This is a genomic window from Streptomyces sp. NPDC000878, assembly GCF_053599695.1.
This window is the reverse complement of record NZ_JBSFMT010000025.1, coordinates 1-26,608: the sequence shown is the minus strand read 5'-3', so window position 1 is coordinate 26,608 and position 26,608 is coordinate 1. Positions and strand designations below refer to the sequence as shown.

Genomic DNA, 26,608 nt, shown 5'->3' with positions numbered 1-26,608 from the left:
GTTGACAGCGCGGAAGTGTGCGTCCCCTCTCGTCACCGGTGTCGGCCTGCCGCGGTGTGGTGGAGCAGGGCCGGGACGAACACGTCCCACAGGGGCTTCGGCAGGTCGTGGCCTGCTCCTTTCAGGATCAGGAGGGTCGCGCCGGGGACCGCGTCGCGCAGCGCGTGTCCGTGTGGGAGCGGGAAGACCGGGTCGTGGTCGCCGTGGACCACCAGGGTCGGCGCCTGGAGGGAGGCGAAGTCGCGGGACGATCCGTCGAAGGACATCGCGTAGTGGTTGACGAGGGTGGCCGCGATGTCGCGCGTGCGGGCCACGTCCCGCTCGACCAGCGCGCGCGTGGTCCGCTCGTCGAAGTAGGGCGAGCCGCCCGAGTACGCCTTCACCGACGCGACGACGTAGTCCACCACCGCGCCGGGATCTGCCGGGTCCGGGTCGGCGGGGATGCCTCCGGTCAGCTCGTCGGACGGTGGCGGGAGGTCGTCCTCGCCCGTGGACGTGGAGACGAACGTCAGCGATGCCACCCGGTCGGGGTGGTCCACCCCGATGACGAGACCGATTCCGCCGGACATCGACCGGCAGACGATGTGGGCGCGCTCGACGTCCAGGGCGTCCAGGATGCCGAGCGCGTCCCCGGCCAGGTCGGTGTACGTGTAGCCCGGCCGCCCGGGCGGATAGCTGGTGGACCGGCCGGTGTCACGGTTGTCGTAGCGGATCACGAAGCGGTCGCCGTGCGCGATCCGTTCGCACAGCTCGGTCTCCCACCACAGCATCGAGGCGGTCGCGCCGTCGATGAGCAGGATCGCCGGGTTCGCGGGGTCTCCGAAGGTCTCGACGCACAGCTCGACGTCGTTGATCCCGACGAGCTTCTCGTGATCGGTCATGAATGCCACGCTAGACCCGGAGGCCCAGCCGTCGTTCCAGGCCCGCCCGGCGGTCCGGCCACTCCTCCGCCGTGATCGAGAACATCGCGGAGTCGCGGAGCCTGCCCTCCTCGCCCGGTACCCATGAGGGGGACCAGCTCCGCAGTACGCCCTCGAAGTGCGCGCCCGTCTTTGCGATCGCGGCCCGTGAACGGTCGTTGCGGGCGTCCGTCTTGAGGTCGACGCGGGCCACGTGCCAGGTCTCGAACGCGTGCCGGAACAGCAGGTACTTGGCCTCGGTGTTCAGCCCGGTGCCCTGCGCCGAGGCCGCGAGCCAGGTGTAGCCGACCTCGATCGCGCACAGCCTGTCGCCGTCCGGCCAGAGCCGCGGTTCCCAGTAGGCGGTGGCTCCCACCGCGCGCCCCGACCCCCGGTCCACCTGCGCGTACGGAGCCAGCGACCCCGCGGCGGCCCGGGCGTGCTGGGCGTCGATGAAGTCGCCGACCTCGGCCGCCGGAGGCACCCAGGTGAACCGGTACGAGCTGCGGTTCTCCTCCGCCGCGGCGGCCAGGTCCGCCGCGTGCCGGTGGTCCAGTGGCTCCAGGCGTACGAGCGAGCCTTCAAGAACCGGTCCGTCCAGCGTGAAACCCATCGATCTCCCATCAAGGTCCAGGTCCAGGTCCAGGCCGACGCCGACCCGGTTCCGCAGCGTTCCAGAGTCGTTGGGTCCTGTCGCCCGAATTCCGCCCGGGTTCCGGTACGTGGACACCTTCTTGACGCCTCTGTCGTCCCCCTGGCACCGTCCATGACCATGAGGAACTCCGCCGGTCCCCGCCGCGCGCGCATCGCGCTCGTGGAACGGCGTCATGTCGACCTGTGCCGGCAGTCCAGCGCCATCTGTCGCTGAGCCCACGGTCTCACCGCTCCTCTTCTCCCTCCCTTAGGTGTCCCCTTCGCGGGCCCCCTCTGCCCTAAGGAACCCCCGCATGCCCGAAATATCCCGTCGTACGTTCGGTGGTCTCGTCGGTGGCGGTGCCGTCACCGCCGTTGCCGCCGCCGGTACGACTCCTGCCGCTGCCGCCCCCGCCGAGCGCCCGTTCCAGGCCCGTACCGCCGGACAGCACGGCAGACGGCGTCCCAACCTCCTCGTCATCCTCGGCGACGACCTCGGCTGGGCCGACCTCTCCTCCTACGGCGCCCCGCACATCAAGACGCCCCACCTGGACCGGCTCGCCCGGCAGGGGGTGCGGTTCACCGACTCCTACTCCGGGTCGGCGACCTGCTCACCGACCCGGTTTAGCCTCTACACCGGGCGCTATCCGGGGCGTACGCCGGGCGGGCTCGCCGAGCCGATCGCCAACAGGACGCAGGGGCTCAACCCTGAACACCCCACCCTGGCCTCCCTGTTGAAGAAGGCCGGCTACTCCACCGCGCTCATCGGCAAGTGGCACTGCGGCTGGCTGCCCGACTACAGCCCCACCAAGTCCGGGTGGGACGAGTTCTTCGGCAATCACGGGGGTGTGCTGGAGTACTTCTCCAAGCTCGGCCAGCTCGGCGACTACGACCTGTACGAGGGCGACGCGACCTACCAGGACCTGCGCTACTACACCGAGGTGCTGACCGAGCGGGCCGTCGAGTACGTCGGCCGGGACCACGGCGACCAGCCCTGGCTGCTCAACCTCAACTTCACCACTCCGCACTGGCCCTGGCTCGCCGAGGGCGACGAGGAGACCGGCGCCGAGATCGCCGCGAAGATCCGGGCCGCCAAGAGCCAGGCCGAGATCAGCAACGCCCTCAACCACTACGACGGCGGCTCCGTCGAGAAGTACACGCAGATGGTGCAGAGCCTGGACGCGGCCGTCGGTGAGGTGCTCGCCGCCCTGCGCCGCTCGGGGCAGGAGGAGAACACGCTGGTGTACTTCGCCAGCGACAACGGCGGTGAGCGCTGGTCGTACCTGTGGCCGCTGAGCGGTGAGAAGTTCGTGCTCCAGGAGGGCGGCATCCGGGTGCCGACCATCGTGCGCTGGCCCGCCGGGATCGACGGACGCCAGGTCAGCCACGTACCGAACTTCTCCCCCGACTGGACGGCGACCTTCCTGGAGCTGGCCAGTGCCCGGCCCGATCCGGCCTATCCGCTGGACGGCCACAGCCTCGCCGGGTATCTGCTGCGGGACGAGGAGCTGCCCGAGCGGGACCTGTTCTGGCGGGTGCGGGCCAATCGGGCGCTGCGGCGCGGCGATTGGAAGTACTACCAGGACGCCGCGAAGACCGATCATCTGTACAACCTGGCCGCCGACTCCCGCGAACAGGCCGATCTCGCCCCGGACCGGCCCGAGTTGCTCGCCGAGCTGAAGGGTGCGTGGGAGACGATCGCGAACGGACTTCTGCCGTACCCGAGTTAGGCCCTGTCCGACCCGGCAGGCTCAGCCGAGAATTCCCCGCTGGTACGCCGTCGCCACCGCCGCCGCGCGGTCCTTCACGCCCAACTTGCCGTACAGGTGGGTGAGATGGGTTTTCACCGTGGCCTCGCTGATGAACAGGACGCGGGCGATCTCCCGGTTCGACATGCCTTTGGCCACCAGAGCCTGTTGCAGCGCCAAAAACTCGATAGGCACTGTCAGTGGCGGCCCGTAGGCTCACATAGTTCCTTGGGTATCCGTAGCGATTCTTTGTGTGTTGTCACCCAGGTGTTCGATCTCCGTGCGTGCCGGATGTGAGTTCGTAGGTCGAATAGGTGACCTTTCGTGTGGGGTGTCGTTGATCGGATGACAGCATCGGCAGGGCGGGGAGGACGGGCGATGGGGCGGAAGGTGGCGCTCGCCGTGGGTGAGACCGTCCGGATTGCTTGTGCCCGTGGTGTGCTGCGTACCGGTGTGGATGAGCGGAGTGGTGTACTTCTGCCTGCCGTGGTGCTGGCGGATCGGGTCGGCTGGTGTGCCGCCCTGGTGTCCGGCATGAGCGCTGGTCTGCTGGCCGGGCACTGGAACGGCACTGATGTGGATGTGCTGGCCTCGGGTGAGGACGCAGGCGGGAGGGCGCTGCCGTCGAATGCGTGGATGGCGCTCCGCCGCCTGGGCTGGACCACCGCACCGCCGGAGGGCGTTCAGGTCAATGACCGGATCGTGCGGATGGCCCAGGAACAGGCGGGGCGGGTGCTGCGTTCGGCGAAGTGGCGTGCCGACCTGACCGCCGGGGTCCTGGGCACGTGGCCCGCCGACCCGGCCAGGCGGAGCGCGGACGATTGGGACGCGGTGCGTGCGGCGGTGCCCGACGGGAGGTATCTGCCATCCAGTGTCATCGCCTCCCGCACCCCGCAGATCGCCGCCTTCGCCAGGAAACACGGCCGGATGCCAGCTGACGTGTTCGAGGTGGAGGCCGTTCCCCGCGCGGCGCGCATGCTGCTCCTGTCCGCGTGTGACGGGCAGCAGGCCACCATCGAACGGCATGAGAGTGATCAGCACCGGGCCCTGTTGCGCCTCCAGCTGCCCACCCGTCCCGATCCGCGGTCCTACCGGGACGGGACGTGGGTGGCCTGCCCCATCAAGCTGCCGCCGACGGTTCCCGCGGGCGCGGTGCTGCACCTGCCCACCCTGCGCATCGGCCAGGGCCGCGTCCATGCCGATCTCGCCTACAGCCACCCCGTTCCCAAGACCGCCCGGACCGGACACACCGTCGCCCTGGGGGTGGACTGGGGCCTGAACACTCTGCTGTCCGCAGGGGCCGCCCGACTGCACGACGACGGCCGGATCACCGCCCTCGGCTCCGGTGCCCAGTTCCGGGCCGCCGGTGTGCTGGCGAAACAGCACCGACTGCGCCGCGCGAGCGAGTACCTGCACGCCAAGGCCGACCACTACCAGCGGCTCACCGAAGGCGACGGGCAGCATGTACTGGCCACCAGACACGAGACCCTGACCACGGAGATCCGGCACGTCAGCAACCGCCGCTCGAACCTCAACGACGCCCTGGCACGGGCCGCCGCCCGCTGGGCCGTGGACCAGGCCATCGCTGCCGGGGCGAGCGTCATCTACGTCGAGGACCTGCGGTCGCTGGAAGCCCGGGGAATGGGCCGCACTCACAACACCCGCCTCTCCCAGCAGGTACGCGGCACAATCGTGGACCGCATGCGGCACCTCGCCGCCGAAACGGGCATCGCCGTCGTCACCGTCCCGGCCCGCAACACCTCTGGGCACTGCCCCCGGTGTCTGGTCCCGCTGCGGCACCGCAAGGCACCCGACCGGCCCACCACGCCCGGCTGGAAATGGGCCAGCTGCCCCTCCTGCCACTGGCAGGGCGACCGTGACCAGGGAGCCTGGCAGCGCATCGCCGCCCGAGGCCTCACCCGCCAGACCAAAACCGTCACCGACTCCACCAGCGGTGCCATGGTGATCCGTACGGTCGTGGACAAGCTCGAAGCGGGCGCAGTCATCACCCCGACCACACCCAAGACCAAGAAGACCAGTCGGAACAACCGGTCCAAGACCGGCCCCACCCGGCACCGAACCACACGCCCCGCGCCCAGGCGACGCAGGGCACCCTCCCCCACCAGCCCCACGGGACCGGCGGGCAAGCGTCCGGAGGGACACGCACCAACGGACCGGCACCGGCTGCCCCGCGCAGCCAACCGGCACCAGGACGTGACAACAATCAGCACACCCACCAACCGGCACATGCCGCGAGGAGCACCACTGGGCGCGGGATTCCACCTGCACTCCCACGCCACCGCTCCACGATGGGAACACACCCTCGAACCAGACACTACGTCTGGCACAGGATCACCAAGTTGATTAGAGACGCTCGCCCTTGATGTCGACGACACGTGCAAACGCCAAGGAACCCGAAACCGCAAACACCCGCGGCCGTTCCGCCGTACGCACTCTGCTGCGCCTGTGGCCGTATGTACGGCCGGTGCGTGTACGGCTGTTCAGCGCCGCGTTCGTCGCCGTCCTCGCGTCGTGCATGGGGCTGGTGATCCCGCTCGTCCTGAAGTGGATGGTGGACGGTCCGATCGCCGACCGGGACTCCCGGGGTGTGTGGTGGGGGGCGCTGTGGCTGCTGCTGCTCGGGCTCGGTGAGGCGCTGCTGTTCGGGCTGCGGCGGTGGCTGGTGGCCCGGCCGCTGGCCGGGGTCGAGGCGGCGATGCGGGCGGATCTGTACCAGCGGCTCCAGCGGCTGCCGGTCGCCTTCCACGACCGCTGGCCGTCCGGACAGCTGCTGTCCCGGGCGACCTCCGACCTGATGCTGCTGCGCATGTTCCTCGCCTTCCCGCTGACGTTCCTGCTGGTCAACGCGGTGACGATCCTGGTCGGCGTGATCATCATGCTGGTCCAGGACTGGTCGCTCGGGCTGGTGATCCTGGGGCCCGCAATCCCCGTACTGGTCGTGTGCATCGTCTTCGAACGGCGCTACCACCTCGTGGCCCGGCGCGCCCAGGACCAGGTGGGCGACCTGACGACGGTCGTCGAGGAGAGCGTGCTCGGCATCCGCGTCATCAAGGGCTTCGGCCGGCACCGGAGCCAGGCGCGGGCGTTCCGCGAACTGGCGCGGACACTGCGCGGGACCGAACTCCACAAGGCCCGGCTGCTGTCGTCGATCTGGGCGGTGATCGTCACACTGCCGGAGCTGGCGATCGGGGCGGCGCTGGTACTGGGGACCGTGCAGGTCGCCGACGGCGACCTGTCGGCCGGCACCCTGGTCGCCTTCCTGTCGACGGCCCTCGCCCTCCGCTGGCCCGTGGACTCCATCGGCTTCCTCCTCGCAATGAGCCAGGACGCAGCCACAGCCACGGAACGCTACTTCGAGGTGATGGACGAGGAGCCGGAGGGGGGCGGCGCCCCCGAAGGGGCGCGGGGAACTGCGCGACCAGCCCCCACCGGGCCCGCAGCCGACAAACTACGCACCGGCGGAGCCCTGCCGCCACGTCCGGGCGCATCCGACACGCCCAGTGCCCCCGCTGCGGCCGACGGGACCGTCGGGGCCGGAAGTGCCGACGCAGCCGACGCAAGCCGCGGCCTCCGGTTCCACGACGTCACCTTCCGTTATCCCGACGCCCCCGCCGACTCCCCTCCCGTCCTCGACCGTGTCGACCTCCACATCCGCCCCGGCGAGTCCATGGCCCTCGTCGGTACGACAGGCAGCGGCAAGACGACACTGACGGCGCTCGTCCCCCGGCTGCACGAGGTGACCTCGGGGCGTATCACCCTCGACGGGCACGACATCTCCGCCCTGCCCAGAGAAGCGCTGCGCGCCCTCGTCGCCGTCGCCTTCGAGGAACCCACCCTCTTCTCGGCGAGCGTCGGCGAGAACGTCCTCATGGGCGCCGGGGACGAGGCGGGCGAGGCCGAGCTGCGGCACGCGCTCTCCGTCGCACAGGCCGATTTCGTGCACTCCCTTCCGCAGGGCACCGACACCCAGGTCGGCGAGCAGGGCCTCAGCCTGTCCGGCGGCCAGCGGCAGCGGCTGGCGCTGGCCCGGGCGGTCGTGGGCAAGCCCAGATTCCTTGTCCTCGACGACCCCCTGTCCGCGCTGGACGTGCACACGGAGGCCGCCGTCGAGGCCGCGCTGCGCCGGGTCCTCGCCGACACCACGGCCCTGATCGTGGCGCACCGCCCGTCCACGGTCCTGCTCGCCGACCGGGTCGCCCTGCTCTCCGGCGGCCGGGTCGCCGCCGTAGGTACCCACCACGAACTCCTGCGGACGAACGCCGAGTACGCCTGGCTGATGGCCGGCACGGACGAGGAGACCGACCGGGGCGACACCGCACACGGCACCGGCGGCAGCGACAGGACCGAAGGCACCGCCAGCACCGACAGTTTCGAGGAGGCCGCCCGATGACGGCGCCCACGACGACCGCGCCGACCCCCGACGACGAACAGCCCCCCGAGAACCCCGGGACTTCCGGCACTTCCGGGACCTCCGGGACCTCCGGGACCTCCGGGACCTCCGGGACCTCCAAGGCTCCCGGGACCTCCAAGGCCTCCGACCCGGGCACCGAGGCAGCCCCCACCTCCGATCCCCCCGCTCCCCGACTCCCCGCCTCCAACGACCCCTTCGACCAGGACGACCTCCCCACCCCCAAGGGCGCCACCGCCGGCCTGCTGCGCTCCCTCCTCGCCCCGATGAAGGGCCGGGTCGCCCTCACCGCCGTGCTCCTGCTGCTCCAGCAGGCGGCAGTCCAGGCGGGCCCGCTGCTCGTCGCGTACGCCATCGACAGTGCCGTGCCGGCCTTCCGTGACCACGACAACGGGCCGCTGATCGCCGTCGGGGTCGGCTATCTGCTGTGCGCGGTGGCCTCGGGCGGGCTCCAGTACTGGTTCATCGGGTCCGCCGCCCGGGTCAGCCAGGACGCGCTGCTCGATCTGCGCGGGCGCATCTTCCGGCACGCGCAGGCGCTCAGCCTCGACTTCCATGAGCGCTACACCTCGGGCCGGCTGATCTCCCGTTCCACCGCGGACGTGGAGTCGCTGCGCGAGCTGCTGAACGACGGGCTCCAGGAACTCGTCACCGTCGCCCTGTCGTTCGCCTACATCTCGGCCGTCCTGCTCTGGCTGGACTTCGGCCTCGGCGCGCTCGCCGTCGCGTCCTTCGTGCCCCTGTCCCTCCTCATCCGCTCCTACCGACGCCGGGCCGCCCGCGTGTACGGGCTGCGGTCCACCGCCATCGCCACCGTCATCGTCAAGTTCGTCGAGACGATGAACGGCATCCGGCCGGTGCGCGCGTTCCGCCGCGAGGCCGTCAACGACGCGGAGTTCGCGGTCCTCAACAAGCGGCACGAGCGCAGGAACGGCGACGCGCTGCTGGAGATGGCCCGTTACGTCGTCACCTCCCGGGTCGTCGCCAACACCGCTGTCGCGGCGATGGTGCTGTGGGGCGCCCACCGGGTCGCGGACGACTCCCTCGAACTGGGCGTCCTGGCCGCCGCCGTGCTGTATCTGCGCCGGCTGTACGACCCCATCGACCGGCTCGGCATGTTCCTCAACTCCTACCAGTCGGCCACCGCCTCCCTGGAGAAGATCTCCGGGCTGCTCGCCCAGACCCCCTCCGTCCCGGAGCCGTCGACACCACGGCAGCTTCCGGTACGGGAGTCCGCGCACCCGGGTCGCGAGGTCGTCTTCGACGACGTCCGGTTCACGTACCGCACCGGCGGCGAGGTGCTGCCCCGCTTCGACCTCACCCTCCCGGCCGGGCAGACCGTCGCGGTCGTCGGCTCGACCGGCGCGGGCAAGTCCACCCTGGCCAAGCTGCTCGCCCGCTTCTACGACCCCACCGAGGGGCGGATCCTCCTCGACGACGTCGATCTGCGGGACCTCGCCAACGCGGAGCTGCGGCGCGGGGTCGTGATGGTGACGCAGGAGGCCTTCCTGTTCTCCGGGAGCGTCGCCGACAACATCGCCATAGGCCGCCCGGACGCCGAGCGCGAGGAGATCGAGCAGGCCGCGAAGGCCATCGGCGCCCATGACTTCATCAGCGCGCTGCCCGAGGGGTACGACACGGACGTACGCAAGCGCGGTGGCCGTATCTCCGCCGGGCAGCGTCAACTGGTCGCGTTCGCGCGGGCGTTGCTCGCCGATCCGGCGGTGCTGATCCTCGACGAGGCGACCAGCTCGCTGGACATCCCGGGTGAACGGGCCGTGCAGCGCGCGATGTCGACGGTGCTGAACGGACGTACGGCCGTGGTCATCGCGCACCGGCTGTCGACCGTGGAGATCGCGGACCGGGTGCTGGTGATGGAGCACGGGCGGGTCGTCGAGGACGGACCCCCGGCCGAACTCATCGCCGGTACGGGCCGGTTCGCGGATCTGCACCGGGCCTGGCGGGACAGCCTGGCATGAGTTCGTGAGCCGCGAGTACGAGTATTCGCCAGCCACAAGCAGCAGGACACCAGACACAGGACGGGACCGGGGGACGGCAGAGCGATGATCGACGCGTACGAGGACCCCGGCACGCCCGACTCCCGGGGCCCCGCCCGCTATCTGCTCTGGCTGGTGCGGCAGCAGTGGCGGCGGTGTGCGCTCGGGGCGCTGCTGGGCAGCAGCTGGACGACGCTGATGGCGTTGACGCCGTATCTGCTGTCCCGGGCCGTCGACGACGGTCTCGAACCGGGCGACCAGGCCGTGCTGGCGGGCTGGGCGGGCGCGATTCTCGCCGTCGGGACGTTCAGCGCGTGGCTGAGCATCATGCGGCACCGCACGATGACCCGCATCCGGATGGACTCCAACTTCCGTACGGTCAAGGTGGTGATCGGGCAGGCCGTGCGGCTGGGGGCGGCGCTGCCCCGGCAGGTCGGGGCCGGGGAGGTCGTCACGATCGGCGTCGGTGACGTGCAGACGATCGCCCAGTCGCTGACCTTCGTCGGGCCCGGCATCGGCGCGATCATCTCCTACGGCGTGGTCGCCGGGCTGCTGCTGTCGGTGTCACCGACGCTCGCCGCCGTGATCCTGCTCGGCGTGCCCGTCGTCGCCGTGCTCATCGGACCGCTGCTCGGCCGGTTGCAGGGAGTTGAGGCGTCGTACCGGGAACGGCAGGGCGTCCTGACCGCCCGGATCGGCGACCTCTCGGGCGGGCTGCGTGTCCTCAACGGGCTGGGCGGGAAAGGGCTGTTCGCGGACGCCTTCCGGCGTGACTCGCGCCGGCTCCAGGAGCAGGGGTACCGGGTCGGGGCGGTGAGCAGCTGGATCCAGGCGCTCGGGGTCGGCCTGCCGACCCTGTTCCTGGCCCTGGTGACCTGGCTCGCGGCCCGGCTGGCCGCCCAAGGGGACATCTCCGTGGGCGAGTTGGTGTCGGTGTACGGCTATGTCGCCGTGCTGGTCGTGCCGGTGGCCTTCTTCATCGAGTGCGGTTTCCAGATCAGCCGCGCGCTGGTGGCCGCGAGGCGGGTCGTACGGTTCCTGGTGCTTGAGCCCGACAACGACAGCGGCAGCCTCGACGCGCCCGCGTCACCGGCCGCGCTGCACGACCCCGAGTCGGGCGTGACCGTCGTACCGGGGCGGCTGACCGCGCTCGCCGGTGCCCGGCCCGCCGATGCCGTCACCGTCGTCGACCGGCTCGGCCGGTTCGCGCCGTCGGCGGCGACCTGGGGCGGTGTACGGCTCGACGAGATCGCCCTGGCCCAGGTGCGCGCCCGCATCCTGGTCGCCGACAACGAGGCCGACCTGTTCGCCGGGACGCTGCGCGAACTGGTCTCCGGGCGCCGGGAGTTGAGCGAGGCGGCCATCGCGCGGGCGGTGCACGCGGCCGTCGCCGACGACATCGTCCTCGGGCTGCCGGACGGGCTGGACTCGGCGATCGACGCCCAGGGCCGCAACCTCTCCGGCGGGCAGCGCCAGCGCGTACGCCTGGTGCGGGCGCTGCTCGCCGACCCCGAGGTGCTGCTGGCCGTCGAGCCGACCTCGGCGCTGGACGCGCACACGGAGGCCGCGGTGGCGGACCGGCTGCGCGGCGACCGCATGGACCGTACGACCGTGGTCGCCGCCACCTCACCCCTGCTGCTGGACCGCGCGGACACCGTGTACTACCTGGTCGACGGCAAGACGGCAGCCGTGGGCACCCACCAGCGGCTCCTCGCGGAGGAACCGGGATACCGGGCCCTGGTGGCCCGCGATGCGGACGAGATCGACGAAGCAGACCAAGCAGACCAACAGGACCTGGCGGGCGAAGCGGGCCTGGAGAACATCGAGGAGTCCGTACGGTGAGCGCCCAACTGCCCGTCGCCGACGCGGCCGACGTCCGTCGGGCCGCCGTCCGGCTCATCCGTGCCGACGCGCCCGCCTTCACCGCGCTCCTGCTGCTGAACTCCCTCGCCGCCGGTGCCGGGCTCGTCGCGCCCTGGCTGGTCGGGCGGATCATCGACGAGGTGCGGGCCGGGGCCGGGGTCTCCGTCGTGGACCGGCTCGGGCTGGTCATCGTGGTGTGTGCGGTGGCGCAGTTGCTGCTGGCGCGGTGGGCGCGGTACGTGGGCTATCGATTCGGGGAGCGGACGCTCGCGCGGGTGCGGGAGGAGTTCGTCGACCGGGCTCTCGCGTTGCCCGCCTCCGTCGTCGAGCGGGCCGGGACCGGGGATCTGACCGCCCGGGGGACGGCCGACGTCAGTACCGTCGGCGCGACCCTGCGCGATGCCGGGCCCGATCTGCTCATCGCGTCGGTGCAGTGTCTGTTCATCGTCGGCGCCGTGTTCGCGCTCGATCCGCTGCTCGGCCTGTCGGCGGTGCTCGCGCAGGGCGGTATCTGGTTCGCGCTGCGCTGGTATCTGCGCCGGGCGCGCACCGCGTATCTCGCCGAGGGCTCCGCCAACTCCGAGGTCGCGGAGATCCTCGCGGCGACCGCGTCGGGCGCGCGCACGGTCGAGGCGTTCGGGCTCGCGGAGCGGCGGGTGGCGGTGAGCCGGGAGGCGCTGGACGAATCGCGCCGCAGGCGGCTGCACACGCTGTATCTGCGGTCGGTGTTCTTTCCGCCGGTGGAGGTGTCGTACGTCCTTCCCGTGACCGTCGTGCTGGTGCTGGGCGGCGCCTTGCACGGGCAGGGGGCGGTCAGTCTGGGCGCGGTCGTGGCGGCGGCCCTGTATCTGCGGCAGTTGGAGGCGCCCCTCGACGAGGTGCTGACCTGGATGGAGCAACTGCAAAGCAGCAGTGCCTCGTTCGCTCGGGTCGAGGGGCTCGGGCGGGCGCCGAAGGGCGGGTCCGAGGCATCCCCCGTACCCGTCGGCGACCGGATCGACGTGGTCGGTGTGCGGTATGCGTACGACCGGGGTGGCGAGGTGCTGCGCGGGGTCGATCTGACCGTGCGGCCGGGGGAACGGCTCGCTGTGGTGGGCCCTTCGGGTGCGGGCAAGACGACGCTGTGCCGGCTGCTCGCGGGGATCGACGAGCCGCGTTCGGGCACGGTCACCGTGGGCGGCGTACCGATCGCCTCGCTGGGGCCCGAGGAGCTGCGGCGGCAGGTCGTGCTCGTCACCCAGGAGCACCATGTCTTCCTCGGCACGGTCCGGGACAATCTCCTGATCGCCGAACCGGCCGCCACGGACGCCGAGTTGTGGGCGGCGCTGGCCGCGGTCGGTGCCGCCGACTGGGTGCGTGAGCTGCCGGCCGGGCTGGACACGGAACTTGGCCCCGACGGGGAGTCGACCGACGGTTCGCGGGCCCAGCAACTCGCCCTGGCCCGCGTGGTGTTGGCCGACCCGCACACGTTGATCCTGGACGAGGCGACGGCGCTGCTCGATCCGACGACCGCGCGTCACACGGAGCGCGCGCTGGCCGCCGTACTCGAAGGGCGGACCGTGATCGCCATCGCGCACCGGCTGCACACCGCACACGACGCGGACCGGGTGGCCGTGATGGAGGAGGGGCTGCTCACCGAACTCGGCACGCACGAGGGGCTGGTGGCGGCGGACGGGGCGTACGCGGCGCTGTGGCGGTCGTGGCACGGGGAGCAGCAGCCTGAGCCCTTGAAGGGCGAACTCTCCTGAAGGGTGAGCGCCCTTGAAGGGTGAATAGTCCGTATAGCGAACATGACCATCCGGGCAACGGACTGTTTCCAGCCAACTTCTTGACGCGGTCCTGACAGCATATGCGCTTGCCTGGCACTCTTCCCACGGCACCTTCACAGCAGATCCACAGTCACACCGCTGTGTTCTTCGCCGCGCATCCGCACGCACCTGTTCTGCCCCGGACGGAATGACCGCCGTCCGGTCCCCCCTGGCCGCTCGACCCGCGGCCACGCAGAAGGAGTCAGTGTTGAGACGCCAGTCCCACAGACGCACCCCCCACACAACCTCCCACACCAGCACCACCTCGTTCTCCCGCTCCGCCCAGCGACGGGTCGCCACCGGCGCCCTCGTCGCCGTAACCGCCCTACTGGCAGCGGCCGTTCAGTCCGGTGCCGCCACCGCAGCCCCGGAGAAGGCACCGTCGGCCGCGGGCAAGGTCATACCGGGCGCCGAGTCCGTCAAGCTGTCCCCCGCCCAGCGCGCCGCGCTGCTCGCCGAGGCCGACGCCACCAAGGCGGAGACGGCCGAGGAACTCGGGCTGGGCGCCAAGGAGAAGCTCGTCGTCCGTGACGTCCTCAAGGACGGCGACGGCACCGTGCACACGCGGTACGAGCGCACGTACGACGGACTCCCCGTCCTGGGCGGCGACTTGGTGGTCGACACCGCCAAGTCCGGTGCCACGGAAGGCGTCGTGAAGGCGACCCGGGCCACCATCAAGGTCGCGTCCCTGACGCCGAAGATCGCCGCCGCGAAGGCCGAGACCCAGGCGCTGGGCGCGGCGAAGGCGGAGGAGGCCAAGAGCCCCGACGTCAACAAGGCCCCGCGCAAGGTGATCTGGGCGGCGAGCGGCACCCCCGTCCTCGCCTACGAGACGGTCGTCGGCGGCTTCCAGCACGACGGCACCCCGCAGGAGCTGCACGTCATCACGGACGCCACGAGCGGCGTGAAGCTGTTCGAGTGGGAGGCGGTCGAGACCGGCACCGGCAACACGGTGTACAGCGGCACGGTCACTCTCGGCACCACGCAGTCCGGATCGACGTACAACCTGACCGACGGCACGCGCGGCAGCCACCGGACGTACAACCTGAACCGCGGCACCTCCGGCACCGGCACCCTCTTCTCGGGCCCCGACGACATCTGGGGCAACGGCCTGCCGTCCAACCTGGAGTCGGCCGGCGCCGACGCCGCCTACGGCGCCGCGCTCACCTGGGACTACTACAAGAACGTGCACGGGCGTTCCGGCATCCGGGGCGACGGCGTGGGCGCGTACTCGCGCGTCCACTACGGCAACAACTACGTCAACGCCTTCTGGCAGGACAGCTGCTTCTGCATGACGTACGGCGACGGCTCGGGCAACGCCAACCCGCTGACGTCGATCGACGTGGCCGCGCACGAGATGACGCACGGCCTCACCGCCAACACGGCCGGCCTCAACTACAGCGGTGAGTCGGGCGGGTTGAACGAGGCGACCTCCGACATCTTCGGCTCGACGGTCGAGTTCTACGCCAACAACTCCTCCGACGTCGGTGACTACCTCATCGGCGAGGAGATCAACATCAACGGCGACGGCACGCCGTTGCGTTACATGGACAGGCCGAGCAAGGACGGTTCGTCCAGGGACAGTTGGTACTCGGGCATCGGGTCGATCGACGTGCACTACTCGTCGGGTCCCGCGAACCACTTCTTCTACCTCCTCTCCGAGGGCAGCGGCACCAAGACCATCAACGGTGTCACCTACGACTCGGCGACCTCGGACGGGCTCGCGGTGACCGGCATCGGCCGGGACAAGGCGGAGAAGATCTGGTTCCGCGCGCTCACCACGAAGTTCACCTCGACCACCAACTACGCGGCGGCCCGCACCGGGACGCTCGCGGCGACGGGTGAGCTGTACGGCACGACGAGCGCCGAGTACACGGCCGTGCAGAACGCGTGGGCCGGTATCAACGTCGGCACCCGTCCGGGCGGTGGCGGTGGCACCGGGACCTCCTTCGAGTCCACGACCGCCGTATCGATTCCGGACAACGGTGCCGCCGTGACCTCGTCGCTCGCGGTCACCGGGGTCACCGGCAACGCGCCGACCAACCTGATCGTCACGCCGGACATCACGCACACCTGGCGCGGCGACCTCGTCGTCGATCTGGTGGCGCCGGACGGGTCGGTCTACACCCTGAAGCCGTTCAGTTCCTCGGACTCGGCGGACGACGTGAACGAGCCGTACACGGTCAACGCCTCCTCCGAGGTCGCCAACGGGACCTGGGTGTTGAGGGTCCAGGACCGCGCGGCCCAGGACACCGGCAGGATCAACGGCTGGAAGATCACCTTCCCGACGGCCTGAACACACCGCCCGTAAGGGCCCGTTCGGACACCGTTCAGGACCCGTGAACGACAGAGCGCCGCCCCGGTGGATCAACTCGCCGGGGCGGCGCGGCCTTTGCAGCTCCTGTACTGCGGTTTTGTTGCCACCGGGCCTGATCTTTAGCGCCGCTTTGCCAAGATCGCGCCGCGTTACACGCACGAAACGTTCACTCGGCAGTTGATTTTCGGCCAACATCACTTGAGGGTCCTGACATGTACGCGCCCCCAATGTCACTCTTCCACCGCACGCCGCAGCAGCAGCACTCCAACTTCACGACCAGCGCCGGACGATCACCCCAAGGCCGTCCGGATCCCCCACAGAGGAGTTCGCGTGACCCCCATCTACGCGCGTCACAAGCGCACCACGCTCGCCATCGCCACCGCGATCGCGGCCGGTGCCCTGATCACCACCGGTCTGACCACCGGTGCCTCCGCGGAGACCGAGCCGGCCGGCGCCAGGGCCAAGGCCGCCGCCGTACCGATCACCCTCTCCCCCGCCACGCGCACCGCGCTCATCAAGGAGGCCGCCGCCGAAGCCCCGGCGACCGCCGACGAGATAGGCCTCGGCGCGCAGGAGAAGCTGGTCGTCCGTGACGTCATCAAGGACGCCGACGGCACCCTGCACACCCGCTACGAGCGCACCTACGCGGGCCTGCCGGTCCTCGGCGGCGACCTCGTCGTGCACGAGAACGCGGCCGGCGAGACCCGGAGCGTGACCAAGGCCCAGAAGGCCGCCATCAAGGTCACCGACCTCACACCCGAGGTCACCACGGCCGCCGTCGAGAAGCAGGCCGTCACCCTCGCCAAGAAGGCCGGCTCCACCAAGTCGGAGGCGTCCAACGCCCCCCGCAAGGTGATCTGGGCCGCCTCGGGCACCCCGACCCTCGCCTACGAGACCGTCGTCGGCGGCCTCCAGGAGGACGGCACCCCGAACGAGCTGCACGTCATCACGGACGCGGCCACCGGCAAGAAGCTGTACGAGTACCAGGGCATCGAGACCGGCACCGGCAAGAGCCTGTACTCGGGCACGGTCTCCCTGGGCACGACGCTGTCGGGCTCGACGTACCAGCTGACCGACAGCACTCGCGGCGGCCACAAGACGTACAACAAGGCGCGCTCCGTAACCGACACCGCCGGCACCCTCTTCACCGACGCCGACGACACGTGGGGCACCGGCGCGGCCTCCAGCTCGACCAGCGACCAGACCGCGGCCGTCGACGCCGCGTACGGCGCGCAGGAGACGTGGGACTTCTACAAGAACACCTTCGGCCGCTCCGGCATCAAGAACGACGGCGTCGCCGCCTACTCTCGCGTCCACTACGGCAACGCGTACGTCAACGCGTTCTGGGACGACGACTGCTTCTGCATGACGTACGGCGACGGCGACGGCAACGTCAACCCGCTGACCTCGCTGGACGTGGCCGGCCACGAGATGACCCACGGCGTCACCTCCAACACGGCGGGCCTGAACTACTCGGGTGAGTCCGGCGGTCTGAACGAGGCGACGTCCGACATCTTCGGCACGGCGACCGAGTTCTACGCGGCGAACTCCAACGACGTCGGTGACTATCTCATCGGCGAGGAGATCGACATCAACGGCGACGGCACGCCGCTGCGTTACATGGACCAGCCGAGCAAGGACGGCGGCTCGGCCAACTACTGGTCCTCGACGCTGAAGAACCTGAACGTGCACTACTCGTCCGGCCCGGCGAACCACTTCTTCTTCCTCCTCTCGGAGGGCAGCGGTTCGAAGACGATCAACGGGGTCAGCTACAACTCCCCGACGTACAACAGCTCCACGCTCACGGGCATCGGCCGCGCCAAGGCCGTCCAGATCTGGTACAAGGCGCTGACCACCTACATGACGTCGACGACCAACTACAAGGGCGCCCGCACGGCGACCCTGTCGGCGGCCTCGGCCCTGTACGGCTCCAGCAGCACGGAGTACGCGGCGGTGAACGCGGCCTGGGCGGCGGTCAACGTCACGGCGTGACAACCACCGGCGAACGAACGGTAGTCGGCCGGTTCAGCAGGTGATCGGCGGGGCGGTATCCGGAACGAAGGCATTTCCGGGTACCGCCCCCGTCGTACGCGCATCCGCGTCCCGCACCCCCGCCGCACGGCCACCGGCACCCCCCGCCCTACCCTTGGGCCCATGTCCTTCACGTACGCGGAGGTCGGCGCGACCCGCGAGCGCGGCTTCCGTTGTCCGCCCGGCTTCCACCACCTGCATGTACGCACCCGCATAGGCGAGGGCACGGAGGTCTTCCGGCGCGCCTCCGAGGCCGTTCTCACCTGGGAGATGCACCGCGCGATGGGCGTGGGCATCGACGCGAGCGCCGAACGGGCGGCCCCGGACGTCGACGTCACGGTCACCCTCGCCGGTCTCATCAAGGCGCCCTGCCGTGTCGTCTGGACAGTGGAGGAACACCGGCGCGCGGGCTGGGCGTACGGCACGCTGGCCGGTCACCCGGAGTGCGGCGAGGAGTCGTTCGTCGTGGACCGCACGGGCGACGGCACTGTCTGGCTGACGGTCAGCGCGTTCAGCCGCGGCGCGAAGTGGTACGCCAAGGCGGCCGGGCCCGCGACACGGGGTCTGCAGCATGCTTATGCACGGCGGTGCGGGGTCGTCCTGCGGCGGCTGTGCGGGGAGTACGGCGAGGACTGAGCGCCGAGTACGCCGAGGTCGGAAGGGCTTGCGCGAATTCCTGGCCGGGAAACCGGCCCAACTCCCCCTTTCGTACAGGTGTGCTGCGCTAATCTCGCGGTCACACGTGCCACGCGAGAGACCAGGGCCCTCATGCCACCCCAGCACCGCAGCCGCACCGTAGCGATGGCCTATGCGGCGACCGGTATGGAACCGCCTCCGGTGGTCCCGCTGCGCAGGAGCGACCCCCGGCAGGCGGGCCCGTACCTGCTGGAGTCACTGCTCGGCAGCGGCGGCATGGGCCGGGTCTATCTGGGCCGGGACACCACCGGCGGGACGGGCCTCGCGGCCGTGAAGGTGATCCGGCCCGAGTACGCGGAGGACCCGCAGTTCCGCAAGCGGTTCGAGCGGGAGGTCGGCGCCCTTGACCGCATCCAGGGGGCGCACATCGTGCGGCTGCTGGGCAGCGGCTGCGACGAGGACCTGGTCTGGGTCGCCACCGAGTACGTACCGGGGCCCACGCTCGCCGAGGTCGTCGCCGCGCGCGGGCCGATCGGCCCCGAGGCGGCCTGGCGGCTGCTGGCCGACGTCGGGCGGGCGATCGAGGCCATCTGGCAGGCGGGGCTCGTCCATCGCGACCTCAAGCCGTCCAACGTGATCCTGGGTGCGGACGGCGCCCGCGTCATCGACTTCGGCGTCGTCCAGGCCCCCGACGGCACCGCGATCACCGTCACGGGCCAGAACGTCGGAACGCCCGCCTACATGTCCCCGGAACAGGCCAGGGGCCGCGAGGTCACCGCCGCCTCCGACGTCTTCTCGCTGGCCTCGACCCTGACGTACGCCGTCACGGGGCAGGCGCCGTTCGGTGAGGGGACGGGCGTCGACGTCCTGTTCGGGGTGGCCTTCGAGCCGCCCCGGGACGAGGTGCTCGACGTGGTGGGGACCGTCGACGCGGAACTGGCCGCGTTCATCCGCACCTGCCTGGACAAGGATCCCGAGCGGCGCCCCCTGCCGGAGACGGTGTTCAGGACGGCCATCGGCCACCAGCTGTCACCGTCGTCACCGGCACCGGTACCGGCCGCACCCCCTCGGAAGAAGCGCCCGAAGCCCCTCCAGCAAGCGGCACCCCCGCCCGCCGTCACCCCGGCCCCCGCCCCGCCCGGCGAACACGGAAAACCCAGGACCAGCAGGACCAGCAGGAAGGGCGGGAAGGGCGGGACCAGGAAGCTGACGCTGGTCGCCGTCGCGACGGCAGCCGCCCTGGCCGCCGGGGGCATCACCGCGGCGCTGCTGAGCCAGGGCGGCGACCGGGCAACGGCCGCCACCGGAACCGGAACCGACACCGGCGCGTCGGCCGCCCCGGACCTGATACCCGCCCCGGCCACGACGACGGACCCGACCGCCGCACCCACCACCCCGCCCGGCACACTCGCGCCCACCTCGTCGGCGACGCGGGACCAGGCAACGCAGCAGGAGCCGACCCAGGCGTCCGGCCAGAACCCCTCGACGCCGGACATCCGGTCCGCCGCCTGCGCCGCGGAACTCGCGACGGGCGCCGCCGGCGACTGCGTCAAGGCTCTGCAACTCCTCCTCGGCGGCCACGGCCTGTACGTCACGGTCGACGGCCGGTTCGGCCAGGAGACCCTCGCCGCGGTGCGGGCCTTCCAGACCGAGGCCAGAACCTCCGTGGACGGCAGGGTCGGCGCCCAGACCAAGGAACTCCTGTACGGCACGCCGCGCGGCGCGGCCCGCACCGGCGCGCTGACGGTGGCCGAGAGCACCAGCGGCGGCTCGACCGCCCGCTGCCTCGACGCCCGCGACGGCACCGTCGGGGTGTGGACCTGCCAGGGCACGGCCACCCAGAGCTGGGCCCTGTACCGCGTCCCCGGCCAGGACTCCCGGTACATCGTCGTCAACCAGAGCAGCCACCGCTGCCTGGACGCCGACGCGAGCACCAGCGGTACGAACGGCCAGCAGGTCGGCACCAGGGTCTGCACCGGCCTGGAAGCCCAGTACTGGCGCCTCGGCGACGCCGGCCAGTTCGGCGGCCAGACCTTCGTCAGCATCCCGAACGGCTACTGCCTGGACGCGGAGGCCGCCACCACGGGCCAGGAGGGCCGGACGGTACAGGGCTGGAGCTGCGCGGCCAACGGCAACCAGGCGTGGAGCTGGTCCTGACACACCGCCAGGACCAGCCGGCCAGGTCGTCCAGGGGTCACCGCATCAGCACCCCGGCCCCCTCCCCCACCTCCTCCGAAGGCACCGCCACCAGCCCCATCTCCGCGCTCGACGCCAGCAGTCGATGCGCCGGCAGGATCCGCACGGTGTAGCCGTAGGGCCCGGTCCGGTGCAGGGACAGCGGCCCCTCGTACAGCCAGCACCCTTCCAGGTCGGGGCCGCCGACCGGCTTCAGCGGGACCGTCGTCGCGTCGGTGATGCTGTCCTCCGAGTCGACCCGCCCCGAGACCGCCTGGACCTCGACGTCGTCCGGGGCGAGTTCACCGAGCCCCACCCGCACCCGGAGGGACAGCGTGCTCCCAAGTTCCGCCGTCAGGGAGGGGGCCGAGGTCTCGACATGGTCGACCGTCACCGTGTGCCAGGCGTGCCGGACCCGGGACTTCCAGGCCGCCAACTCCCTTGCCGTGTCCGGGGTCATGGTGCGGTGGGCGCGGGCAGCGGGGGCGTAGAGGCGCTCCACGTACTCGCGGACCATTCGGCCGGCCAGCACCTTCGGGCCCAGGTGGGTGAGGGTCTCGCGGACCATCTCGATCCAGCGGTCGGGCAGGCCCGTCTGGCCGTGCTCGTAGAAGCGCGGGGTCACGCGCTGTTCGAGGAGGTCGTACAGGGCCGCGGCCTCCACGTCGTCCCGGTGGTCGGGGTCCGTGCCCGTGCCGTCCGCCGTGGGGATCGCCCAGCCGAAGTCGGGCCGGAACCATTCGTCCCACCAGCCGTCCAGGACCGAGAGGTTGAGACAGCCGTTCAGCGCCGCCTTCATCCCGCTCGTCCCGCACGCCTCCAGCGGACGCAGCGGGTTGTTCAGCCAGATGTCGCAGCCCGGGTAGAGCTTCTGCGCCATCGCCATGCCGTAGTCCGGGAGGAACACGATCCGGTGGCGGACCCGCGGGTCGTCGGCGAACCGCACCAGCTCCTGGATCAGCCGCTTGCCACCGTCGTCCGCCGGGTGCGCCTTGCCCGCGACCACGATCTGGATGGGGCGTTCGGGGTGGAGGAGCAGATCGAGCAGGCGGTCCCGGTCGCGCAGCATCAGGGTCAGGCGTTTGTACGAGGGGACCCGGCGCGCGAATCCGATCGTCAGGACGTCCGGGTCGAGCACCCCGTCGATCCAGCCCAACTCCGCCGTACCGGCGCCGCGTTGACGCCAGGAGGCCCGCAGCCGTTCCCGTACCTCCACCACCAACTGCTCGCGCAGGGACCGTCGTAGCTCCCAGATGTCCTGGTCCGGGATGTCCGCGACCGCGTCCCACCGGTCCGAGCCGCCGACCGTCAGCGCGTCCTCGGTGCGCTCCGCGCCGATCTGCTTGGCCCCCAGCCTGAACACCTCCGGCGCGACCCAAGTCGGCGCGTGCACACCGTTGGTGACCGAGGTGATCGGGACCTCGGCGGGGTCGAAGCCGGGCCACAGCCCCGCGAACATCTCGCGGCTGACCTGCCCGTGGAGAACGGAGACCCCGTTTGCCTGGCGGCCCAACCGCAGCCCCATCACCGCCATGTTGAAGAGGTTCGGCTCGCCGCCCGGATACGTCTCCATGCCCAGACTCAGCACGCGTTCCACGTCGATGCGCGGGAGTTCGGCGTCGGGGCCGAGGTGCCGGGCGAGCAGTTCGCGGTCGAAGCGGTCGATGCCGGCCGGGACGGGCGTGTGCGTCGTGAAGACCGTGCCCGCGCGTACCGCCTCCAGCCCCGCGTCGAAGTCCAGCCCCTCGTCGCAGAGTTCGGCGATCCGCTCCAGACCGAGGAAGCCCGCGTGGCCCTCGTTGGTGTGGAACACCTCGGGGGCGGGGTGCCCGGTGAGCCGGCAGTACGTCCGGACCGCGCGCACTCCTCCTATGCCGAGCAGCATCTCCTGGAGGAGGCGGTGCTCGCTGCCACCCCCGTACAGCCGGTCCGTGACGCCCCGTTCGCCGAGGTCGTTCTCCTCCACGTCCGAGTCGAGGAGCAGCAGCGGCACCCTGCCCACCTGCGCCAGCCAGACCCGGGCCCGCAGCGACCGGCCGCCGGGCAGCGCCAGGGAGACCTGGGCCGGGGAGCCGTCGGGTTCCTTGAGGAGGGCGACGGGGAGTTCGTTGGGGTCGAGGACCGGATAGGTCTCCTGCTGCCAGCCGTCCCGGGAGAGGGACTGGCGGAAGTAGCCGTGCCGGTACATGAGTCCGACGCCGATCAGCGGTACGCCGAGGTCGCTGGCCGACTTCAGATGGTCCCCGGCGAGGATGCCGAGGCCGCCGGAGTACTGCGGGAGAGCGGCAGTGATGCCGAACTCGGGGGAGAAGTAGGCGACGGCGGCCGGGAGTTCGGCCCCCTCTCGCTGCGTCTGCGTCTGGTACCAGCGGGTGCCGGTGACGTAGTCGTGGAGGTCGTCGGCGACCGCGGTGAGGCGGCGCAGGAAGTGGCGGTCCTCGGCGAGTTCGGTGAGCCGCTCGGGCGAGAGGCTGCCGAGGAGCCGTACGGGATCGCAGTCCGCGTCGGTCCAGCGTTCGGGGTCGACGGACTGGAAGAGTTCGCGGGTCTCCGCGTGCCAGGACCAGCGCAGATTGCGGGCCAGGTCGCTGAGCGGCCGGAGGGGTTCGGGGAGAACGGGACGGACGGTGAACCGACGGATCGCCTTCACATGCCACCTCGGTGGTCGCGCGTCATGTCAAGCCTTACAGGGACGCACGGCCGTGTGCGTCCGTCATCAACCCCATGACGGTATCGGGGCGGAGGCGTACGAACCACGGGGCGTCGTGCGCGTCCGTAACGCCACTACCGGGTACCCGTACGGACGATATGGCCGGTTCCACCCCCGTAGGCCACCTTGTAACACTTCTCCCCGCACGAGAGGCTGCCCAGAAGGCCGCCCGGCGTTGGCGGCCGAGGAGGGGGAACTCCAACCATGAAACGGACGCGCACAAGACGTCTGCGCTGGGCGGCGGGCCTGACCGCCGTGACCACAGCCTTGGTGCTTTCGGCCATCGCACCGGCCCAGGCCGCTCCGCAGGGGCAGATAGTCGGCGCCGGTGAACCCGGCTCCGTCGACGGAAGTTACCTGGTCACACTCAAGGGAGGGACGGCGGCCCCGTCGGCGGACGGCAAGAGACTCGCCGCGAAGTACGGGGCGAAAATAAGCCACACCTACAGCACCGTCCTGAACGGCTACGCCATCCAGGCCGACGAGAGACAGGCCAGGCTCCTCGCGGCGGACTCCCGCGTGGCCTCGGTCGCCCAGGACACCCGGATCACCTACGACCAGAGCACGACGTACGCCGAGGAAACGGCGTACGCGCTTGCCCGCAAACGCGGCCAGCAGAACCCGCCGTCCTGGGGCCTGGACCGGATCGACCAGGCCGCGCTGCCGCTCGACGACAGCTACTCCTCGCCGGACTCGGCGGGCAAGGGCGTCACCGTGTACGTGATCGACACCGGTATCCGGATCTCGCACAAGGACTTCGGCGGACGGGCGAGCTACGGCTGGGACTTCGTCGGCAACGACAGATGGGCGGGCGACGGAAACGGCCACGGTACGCATGTCGCGGCGACGATCGCCGGGACGGCCCTGGGCGTCGCGAAGAAGGCCAGGGTCGTCTCCGTACGCGTCCTCGACGACGCGGGCGGCGGTACGACGGCGCAGGTCATCGCGGGCATCGACTGGGTGACGAGGCACGCCAGGAAGCCCGCCGTCGCCAATGTGAGCCTCGGCGGCTACCGCAACACCCAACTGGACGCGGCGGTACGGAACTCGATCGCGTCCGGGGTGACGTACACGGTCGCGGCCGGGAACGACGGGGCGTCGGCGGCGTCCTACTCCCCGGCCGCCGTCAAGGAGGCGATCACGGTCGGCGCGACCGGGTGGACGGACGCCCGGGCCGCCTTCTCGAACTGGGGATCGGCTCTCGATCTGTTCGCCCCGGGCGTCTCGATCACCTCGGCGTCGTACGCGAGCGACACGGGCCGGGTGGCCTTCTCGGGTACGTCGATGGCGGCGCCGCACGCGGCGGGCGCGGCTGCCCTCTACTTGGCGGAACGACCGAAATCCCGTCCGGCGCAAGTCGCCAAGGCGCTGACGTCCCTGGCGACGGCCGGGAAAGTCTCCGACAAGAAGGCCGGTTCACCGAACAAACTCCTGCGTACACCGCTCGCTTAGGGGCACTGTGCCGTTGTCGGCCCCGTCCGCCGGACGGGGCCGACGACGTTCGCGGACCTGGCCGATCCTGGGTGCAGACATACGCGCGAGTAGTTAGCAAAGTGCCGGATTGCCCACCCGAATAGGGTGGGAAGGCTCCCCCGGTACACGACTCAGTACGCCCGTTGGACACCCCTCCCCACATCCATCCGCCCACCCACGTTGACGCGGACAGGAGCGGTCATGCCCGCCATGCACCACTCGGCAGCACCTCCGACCCCCACCACCGGCACACCACCGATACCCCGGACGGCCACCGCCGTCCCGCCGGCACATCAGGGGACACCCTCCCCTGCCCCGGAGACACCCCCGAAGCCCCCCAGGACGTCCCCCACCGCCCGGCCCACGACTCCGGAGCAACCCTCCGGCACCGGTCGGACGACCCACGGCATCCCCGCCACCACCGCCCCGGCGCCCCACGACCCGCCCTCCGCGGCCGGTCACCCGGCACCGAGCACCGCCGCCACCGCCGCCACAGCCACCTCTCCGGCCACGAAACCGGCCCCGGCGGCCGAGCCCCTCCCCTCCAGCACGGACACCGCGGTCGGCCGTATCCCCGTCCTGGACGTCCGCCCCCTCGTCCTGAACGGGCGCCGTCCGGCGAAGGCGGTGGTCGGGGAGGCCTTCGAGGTCTCGGCCACGGTCTTCCGCGAGGGCCATGACGCGGTCGCCGCGAACGTCGTGCTCCGCGACCCGAAGGGCCGCCCCGGCCGCTGGACGCCGATGCGCGAACTGGCACCGGGCACCGACCGCTGGGGCGCCACCGTCGAGGCCGACGCGCCCGGTGAGTGGACGTACACCGTGGAGGGGTGGGGCGATCCGATCACCACCTGGCGGCACCACGCGGGCATCAAGATCCCGGCCGGGATCGACACGGAACTCGTACTGGCGGAAGGCGCGCAGCTGTACGAGCGTGCCGCCACCGGCGTACCGAAGAACAAGGGCAAACGGGAGGTGCTCCTGACCGCCGCCGCGGCCCTCCGGGACATCGAACGCCCGGCGCCGGCCCGGCTGGCGGCGGCCCTCACCCCGGCCGTGAACAAGGTGCTGCGCCGGCATCCGTTGCGTGAGTTGGTCACCGCCAGTGAGCCGTTGGCGCTGGTGGTGGAGCGGGAGCGGGCGTTGTACGGGGCCTGGTACGAGTTCTTCCCGCGCTCGGAGGGCACGCCCGCACAGCCGCACGGGACGTTCCGGACGGCCGCGCGGCGGCTGGAGTCGATCGCCGTGATGGGCTTCGACGTCCTCTACCTGCCCCCGATCCATCCGATCGGGCACACCTTCCGCAAGGGCCCCAACAACACCCTCTCCGCGTCCCCGGAGGATGTGGGCGTGCCGTGGGCGATCGGGTCGGAGGACGGCGGCCACGACGCCGTCCATCCCGCGCTGGGCACGCTGGAGGACTTCGACTTCTTCGTCGCCGAGGCCGCCCGCCACGGCATCGAGATCGCGCTCGACTTCGCGCTCCAGTGCTCGCCGGACCATCCCTGGGTGCAGAAGTACCCGCAGTGGTTCCATCACCGTCCGGACGGCACGATCGCGTACGCGGAGAACCCGCCGAAGAAGTACCAGGACATCTACCCCATCGCCTTCGACGCCGACCTGCCCGGCCTCATCGCGGAGACGGTGCGCGTGCTGCGGCACTGGATGGCGCACGGGGTGCGGATCTTCCGGGTCGACAACCCGCACACCAAACCGGTCGTCTTCTGGGAGCGGGTCATCGCGGAGATCAACCGCACCGACCCCGACGTGATCTTCCTGGCGGAGGCGTTCACCCGCCCCGCGATGATGCACACCCTGGCCCAGACCGGGTTCCAGCAGTCCTACACCTACTTCACCTGGCGCACCACCAAGACCGAACTCACCGAATACCT

General features: G+C 70.9%; 16 protein-coding genes and 1 pseudogene. 13 read left to right on the top strand and 4 right to left on the bottom strand.

What is annotated here, in order from left to right; genetic code table 11:
- Nucleotides 1-32: 32 nt before the first annotated feature.
- Both ACWDR4_RS22665 and ACWDR4_RS22660 read right to left on the bottom strand, forming a co-directional pair.
- Nucleotides 33-881, bottom strand: a complete 849-nt coding sequence (locus ACWDR4_RS22665; RefSeq protein WP_450410992.1) for an alpha/beta fold hydrolase — start codon at nucleotides 879-881, stop codon at nucleotides 33-35.
- A 10-nt stretch (nucleotides 882-891) separates the two neighbouring features.
- The gene (locus tag ACWDR4_RS22660; RefSeq protein ID WP_450410990.1) at nucleotides 892-1,512 is read right to left on the bottom strand and encodes a GNAT family N-acetyltransferase; all 621 of its coding nucleotides are present in this window, start codon (nucleotides 1,510-1,512) and stop codon (nucleotides 892-894) included.
- Between the two features lie 153 nt (nucleotides 1,513-1,665).
- Between ACWDR4_RS22660 and ACWDR4_RS22655 the strand changes: the two genes are divergently transcribed.
- Nucleotides 1,666-1,767 carry a putative leader peptide gene (locus ACWDR4_RS22655; protein ID WP_450410988.1) on the top strand — a complete coding sequence of 34 codons (102 nt, stop codon included), beginning with the start codon at nucleotides 1,666-1,668 and terminating at the stop codon, nucleotides 1,765-1,767.
- 79 nt (nucleotides 1,768-1,846) lie between these two features.
- Nucleotides 1,847-3,262, top strand: a complete 1,416-nt coding sequence (locus ACWDR4_RS22650; RefSeq protein WP_450410986.1) for a sulfatase family protein — start codon at nucleotides 1,847-1,849, stop codon at nucleotides 3,260-3,262.
- A 21-nt stretch (nucleotides 3,263-3,283) separates the two neighbouring features.
- Here ACWDR4_RS22650 and ACWDR4_RS22645 read toward each other — a convergent pair.
- A pseudogene (locus ACWDR4_RS22645) lies at nucleotides 3,284-3,445 on the bottom strand (response regulator transcription factor); the annotation flags it as partial.
- Nucleotides 3,446-3,814: 369 nt separating this feature from the next.
- Here ACWDR4_RS22645 and ACWDR4_RS22640 point away from each other — a divergent pair.
- From ACWDR4_RS22640 to ACWDR4_RS22600, 9 genes are all read left to right on the top strand, one after another.
- Nucleotides 3,815-5,644, top strand: a complete 1,830-nt coding sequence (locus ACWDR4_RS22640; protein ID WP_450410984.1) for a zinc ribbon domain-containing protein — start codon at nucleotides 3,815-3,817, stop codon at nucleotides 5,642-5,644.
- 19 nt (nucleotides 5,645-5,663) lie between these two features.
- A complete protein-coding gene (locus tag ACWDR4_RS22635; protein WP_450410982.1) occupies nucleotides 5,664-7,691 on the top strand; it encodes an ABC transporter ATP-binding protein in 2,028 nt (675 codons plus the stop codon).
- Nucleotides 7,688-9,688 (top strand): ABC transporter ATP-binding protein, encoded by a 2,001-nt coding sequence (locus ACWDR4_RS22630; RefSeq protein WP_450410980.1) that lies wholly within the window; start codon nucleotides 7,688-7,690, stop codon nucleotides 9,686-9,688. The genes ACWDR4_RS22635 and ACWDR4_RS22630 overlap by 4 nt, the downstream gene beginning before the upstream one ends.
- Before the next feature lie 84 nt (nucleotides 9,689-9,772).
- Entirely contained in the window at nucleotides 9,773-11,548 is a 1,776-nt protein-coding gene (locus tag ACWDR4_RS22625; RefSeq protein ID WP_450410978.1) for an ABC transporter ATP-binding protein, read from the top strand.
- Nucleotides 11,545-13,317 (top strand): ABC transporter ATP-binding protein, encoded by a 1,773-nt coding sequence (locus ACWDR4_RS22620; protein WP_450410976.1) that lies wholly within the window; start codon nucleotides 11,545-11,547, stop codon nucleotides 13,315-13,317. The genes ACWDR4_RS22625 and ACWDR4_RS22620 overlap by 4 nt, the downstream gene beginning before the upstream one ends.
- A 265-nt stretch (nucleotides 13,318-13,582) precedes the next feature.
- Nucleotides 13,583-15,673: a M4 family metallopeptidase gene (locus tag ACWDR4_RS22615; protein ID WP_450410974.1), complete on the top strand. Its 2,091-nt coding sequence runs from the start codon at nucleotides 13,583-13,585 to the stop codon at nucleotides 15,671-15,673.
- 351 nt (nucleotides 15,674-16,024) lie between these two features.
- Entirely contained in the window at nucleotides 16,025-17,686 is a 1,662-nt protein-coding gene (locus tag ACWDR4_RS22610) for a M4 family metallopeptidase (RefSeq protein WP_450410972.1), read from the top strand.
- A gap of 162 nt (nucleotides 17,687-17,848) precedes the next feature.
- Complete coding sequence (locus ACWDR4_RS22605) at nucleotides 17,849-18,361, top strand: DUF1990 domain-containing protein (protein ID WP_450410970.1); 513 nt, start codon at nucleotides 17,849-17,851, stop codon at nucleotides 18,359-18,361.
- 132 nt (nucleotides 18,362-18,493) lie between these two features.
- Nucleotides 18,494-20,518 (top strand): protein kinase domain-containing protein, encoded by a 2,025-nt coding sequence (locus ACWDR4_RS22600; RefSeq protein WP_450410968.1) that lies wholly within the window; start codon nucleotides 18,494-18,496, stop codon nucleotides 20,516-20,518.
- 37 nt (nucleotides 20,519-20,555) lie between these two features.
- Here the strand turns inward: ACWDR4_RS22600 and ACWDR4_RS22595 are convergent, their stop codons facing one another.
- On the bottom strand, nucleotides 20,556-23,186 hold the full coding sequence (locus ACWDR4_RS22595; RefSeq protein ID WP_450410966.1) for a glycosyltransferase family 1 protein: 2,631 nt from the start codon (nucleotides 23,184-23,186) through the stop codon (nucleotides 20,556-20,558).
- 264 nt (nucleotides 23,187-23,450) lie between these two features.
- Between ACWDR4_RS22595 and ACWDR4_RS22590 the strand changes: the two genes are divergently transcribed.
- A complete protein-coding gene (locus ACWDR4_RS22590) occupies nucleotides 23,451-24,698 on the top strand; it encodes a S8 family peptidase (protein WP_450410964.1) in 1,248 nt (415 codons plus the stop codon).
- A 222-nt stretch (nucleotides 24,699-24,920) separates the two neighbouring features.
- A partial coding sequence (locus tag ACWDR4_RS22585; protein WP_450410962.1) for a maltotransferase domain-containing protein occupies nucleotides 24,921-26,608 on the top strand: 1,688 nt, incomplete at its 3' end.

Bases quoted from the DNA above. Each gene is read 5' to 3' on its own strand.
- ACWDR4_RS22650 (WP_450410986.1), top strand. From the start codon at position 1,847: ATGCCCGAAATATCCCGTCGTACGTTCGGTGGTCTCGTCGGTGGCGGT.
- ACWDR4_RS22655 (WP_450410988.1), top strand. From the start codon at position 1,666: ATGACCATGAGGAACTCCGCCGGTCCCCGCCGCGCGCGCATCGCGCTC.
- ACWDR4_RS22625 (WP_450410978.1), top strand. From the start codon at position 9,773: ATGATCGACGCGTACGAGGACCCCGGCACGCCCGACTCCCGGGGCCCC.
- ACWDR4_RS22665 (WP_450410992.1), bottom strand. From the start codon at position 881: ATGACCGATCACGAGAAGCTCGTCGGGATCAACGACGTCGAGCTGTGC.
- ACWDR4_RS22640 (WP_450410984.1), top strand. From the start codon at position 3,815: ATGAGCGCTGGTCTGCTGGCCGGGCACTGGAACGGCACTGATGTGGAT.
- ACWDR4_RS22635 (WP_450410982.1), top strand. From the start codon at position 5,664: ATGTCGACGACACGTGCAAACGCCAAGGAACCCGAAACCGCAAACACC.
- ACWDR4_RS22660 (WP_450410990.1), bottom strand. From the start codon at position 1,512: ATGGGTTTCACGCTGGACGGACCGGTTCTTGAAGGCTCGCTCGTACGC.
- ACWDR4_RS22600 (WP_450410968.1), top strand. From the start codon at position 18,494: ATGCCACCCCAGCACCGCAGCCGCACCGTAGCGATGGCCTATGCGGCG.
- ACWDR4_RS22630 (WP_450410980.1), top strand. From the start codon at position 7,688: ATGACGGCGCCCACGACGACCGCGCCGACCCCCGACGACGAACAGCCC.
- ACWDR4_RS22605 (WP_450410970.1), top strand. From the start codon at position 17,849: ATGTCCTTCACGTACGCGGAGGTCGGCGCGACCCGCGAGCGCGGCTTC.
- ACWDR4_RS22590 (WP_450410964.1), top strand. From the start codon at position 23,451: ATGAAACGGACGCGCACAAGACGTCTGCGCTGGGCGGCGGGCCTGACC.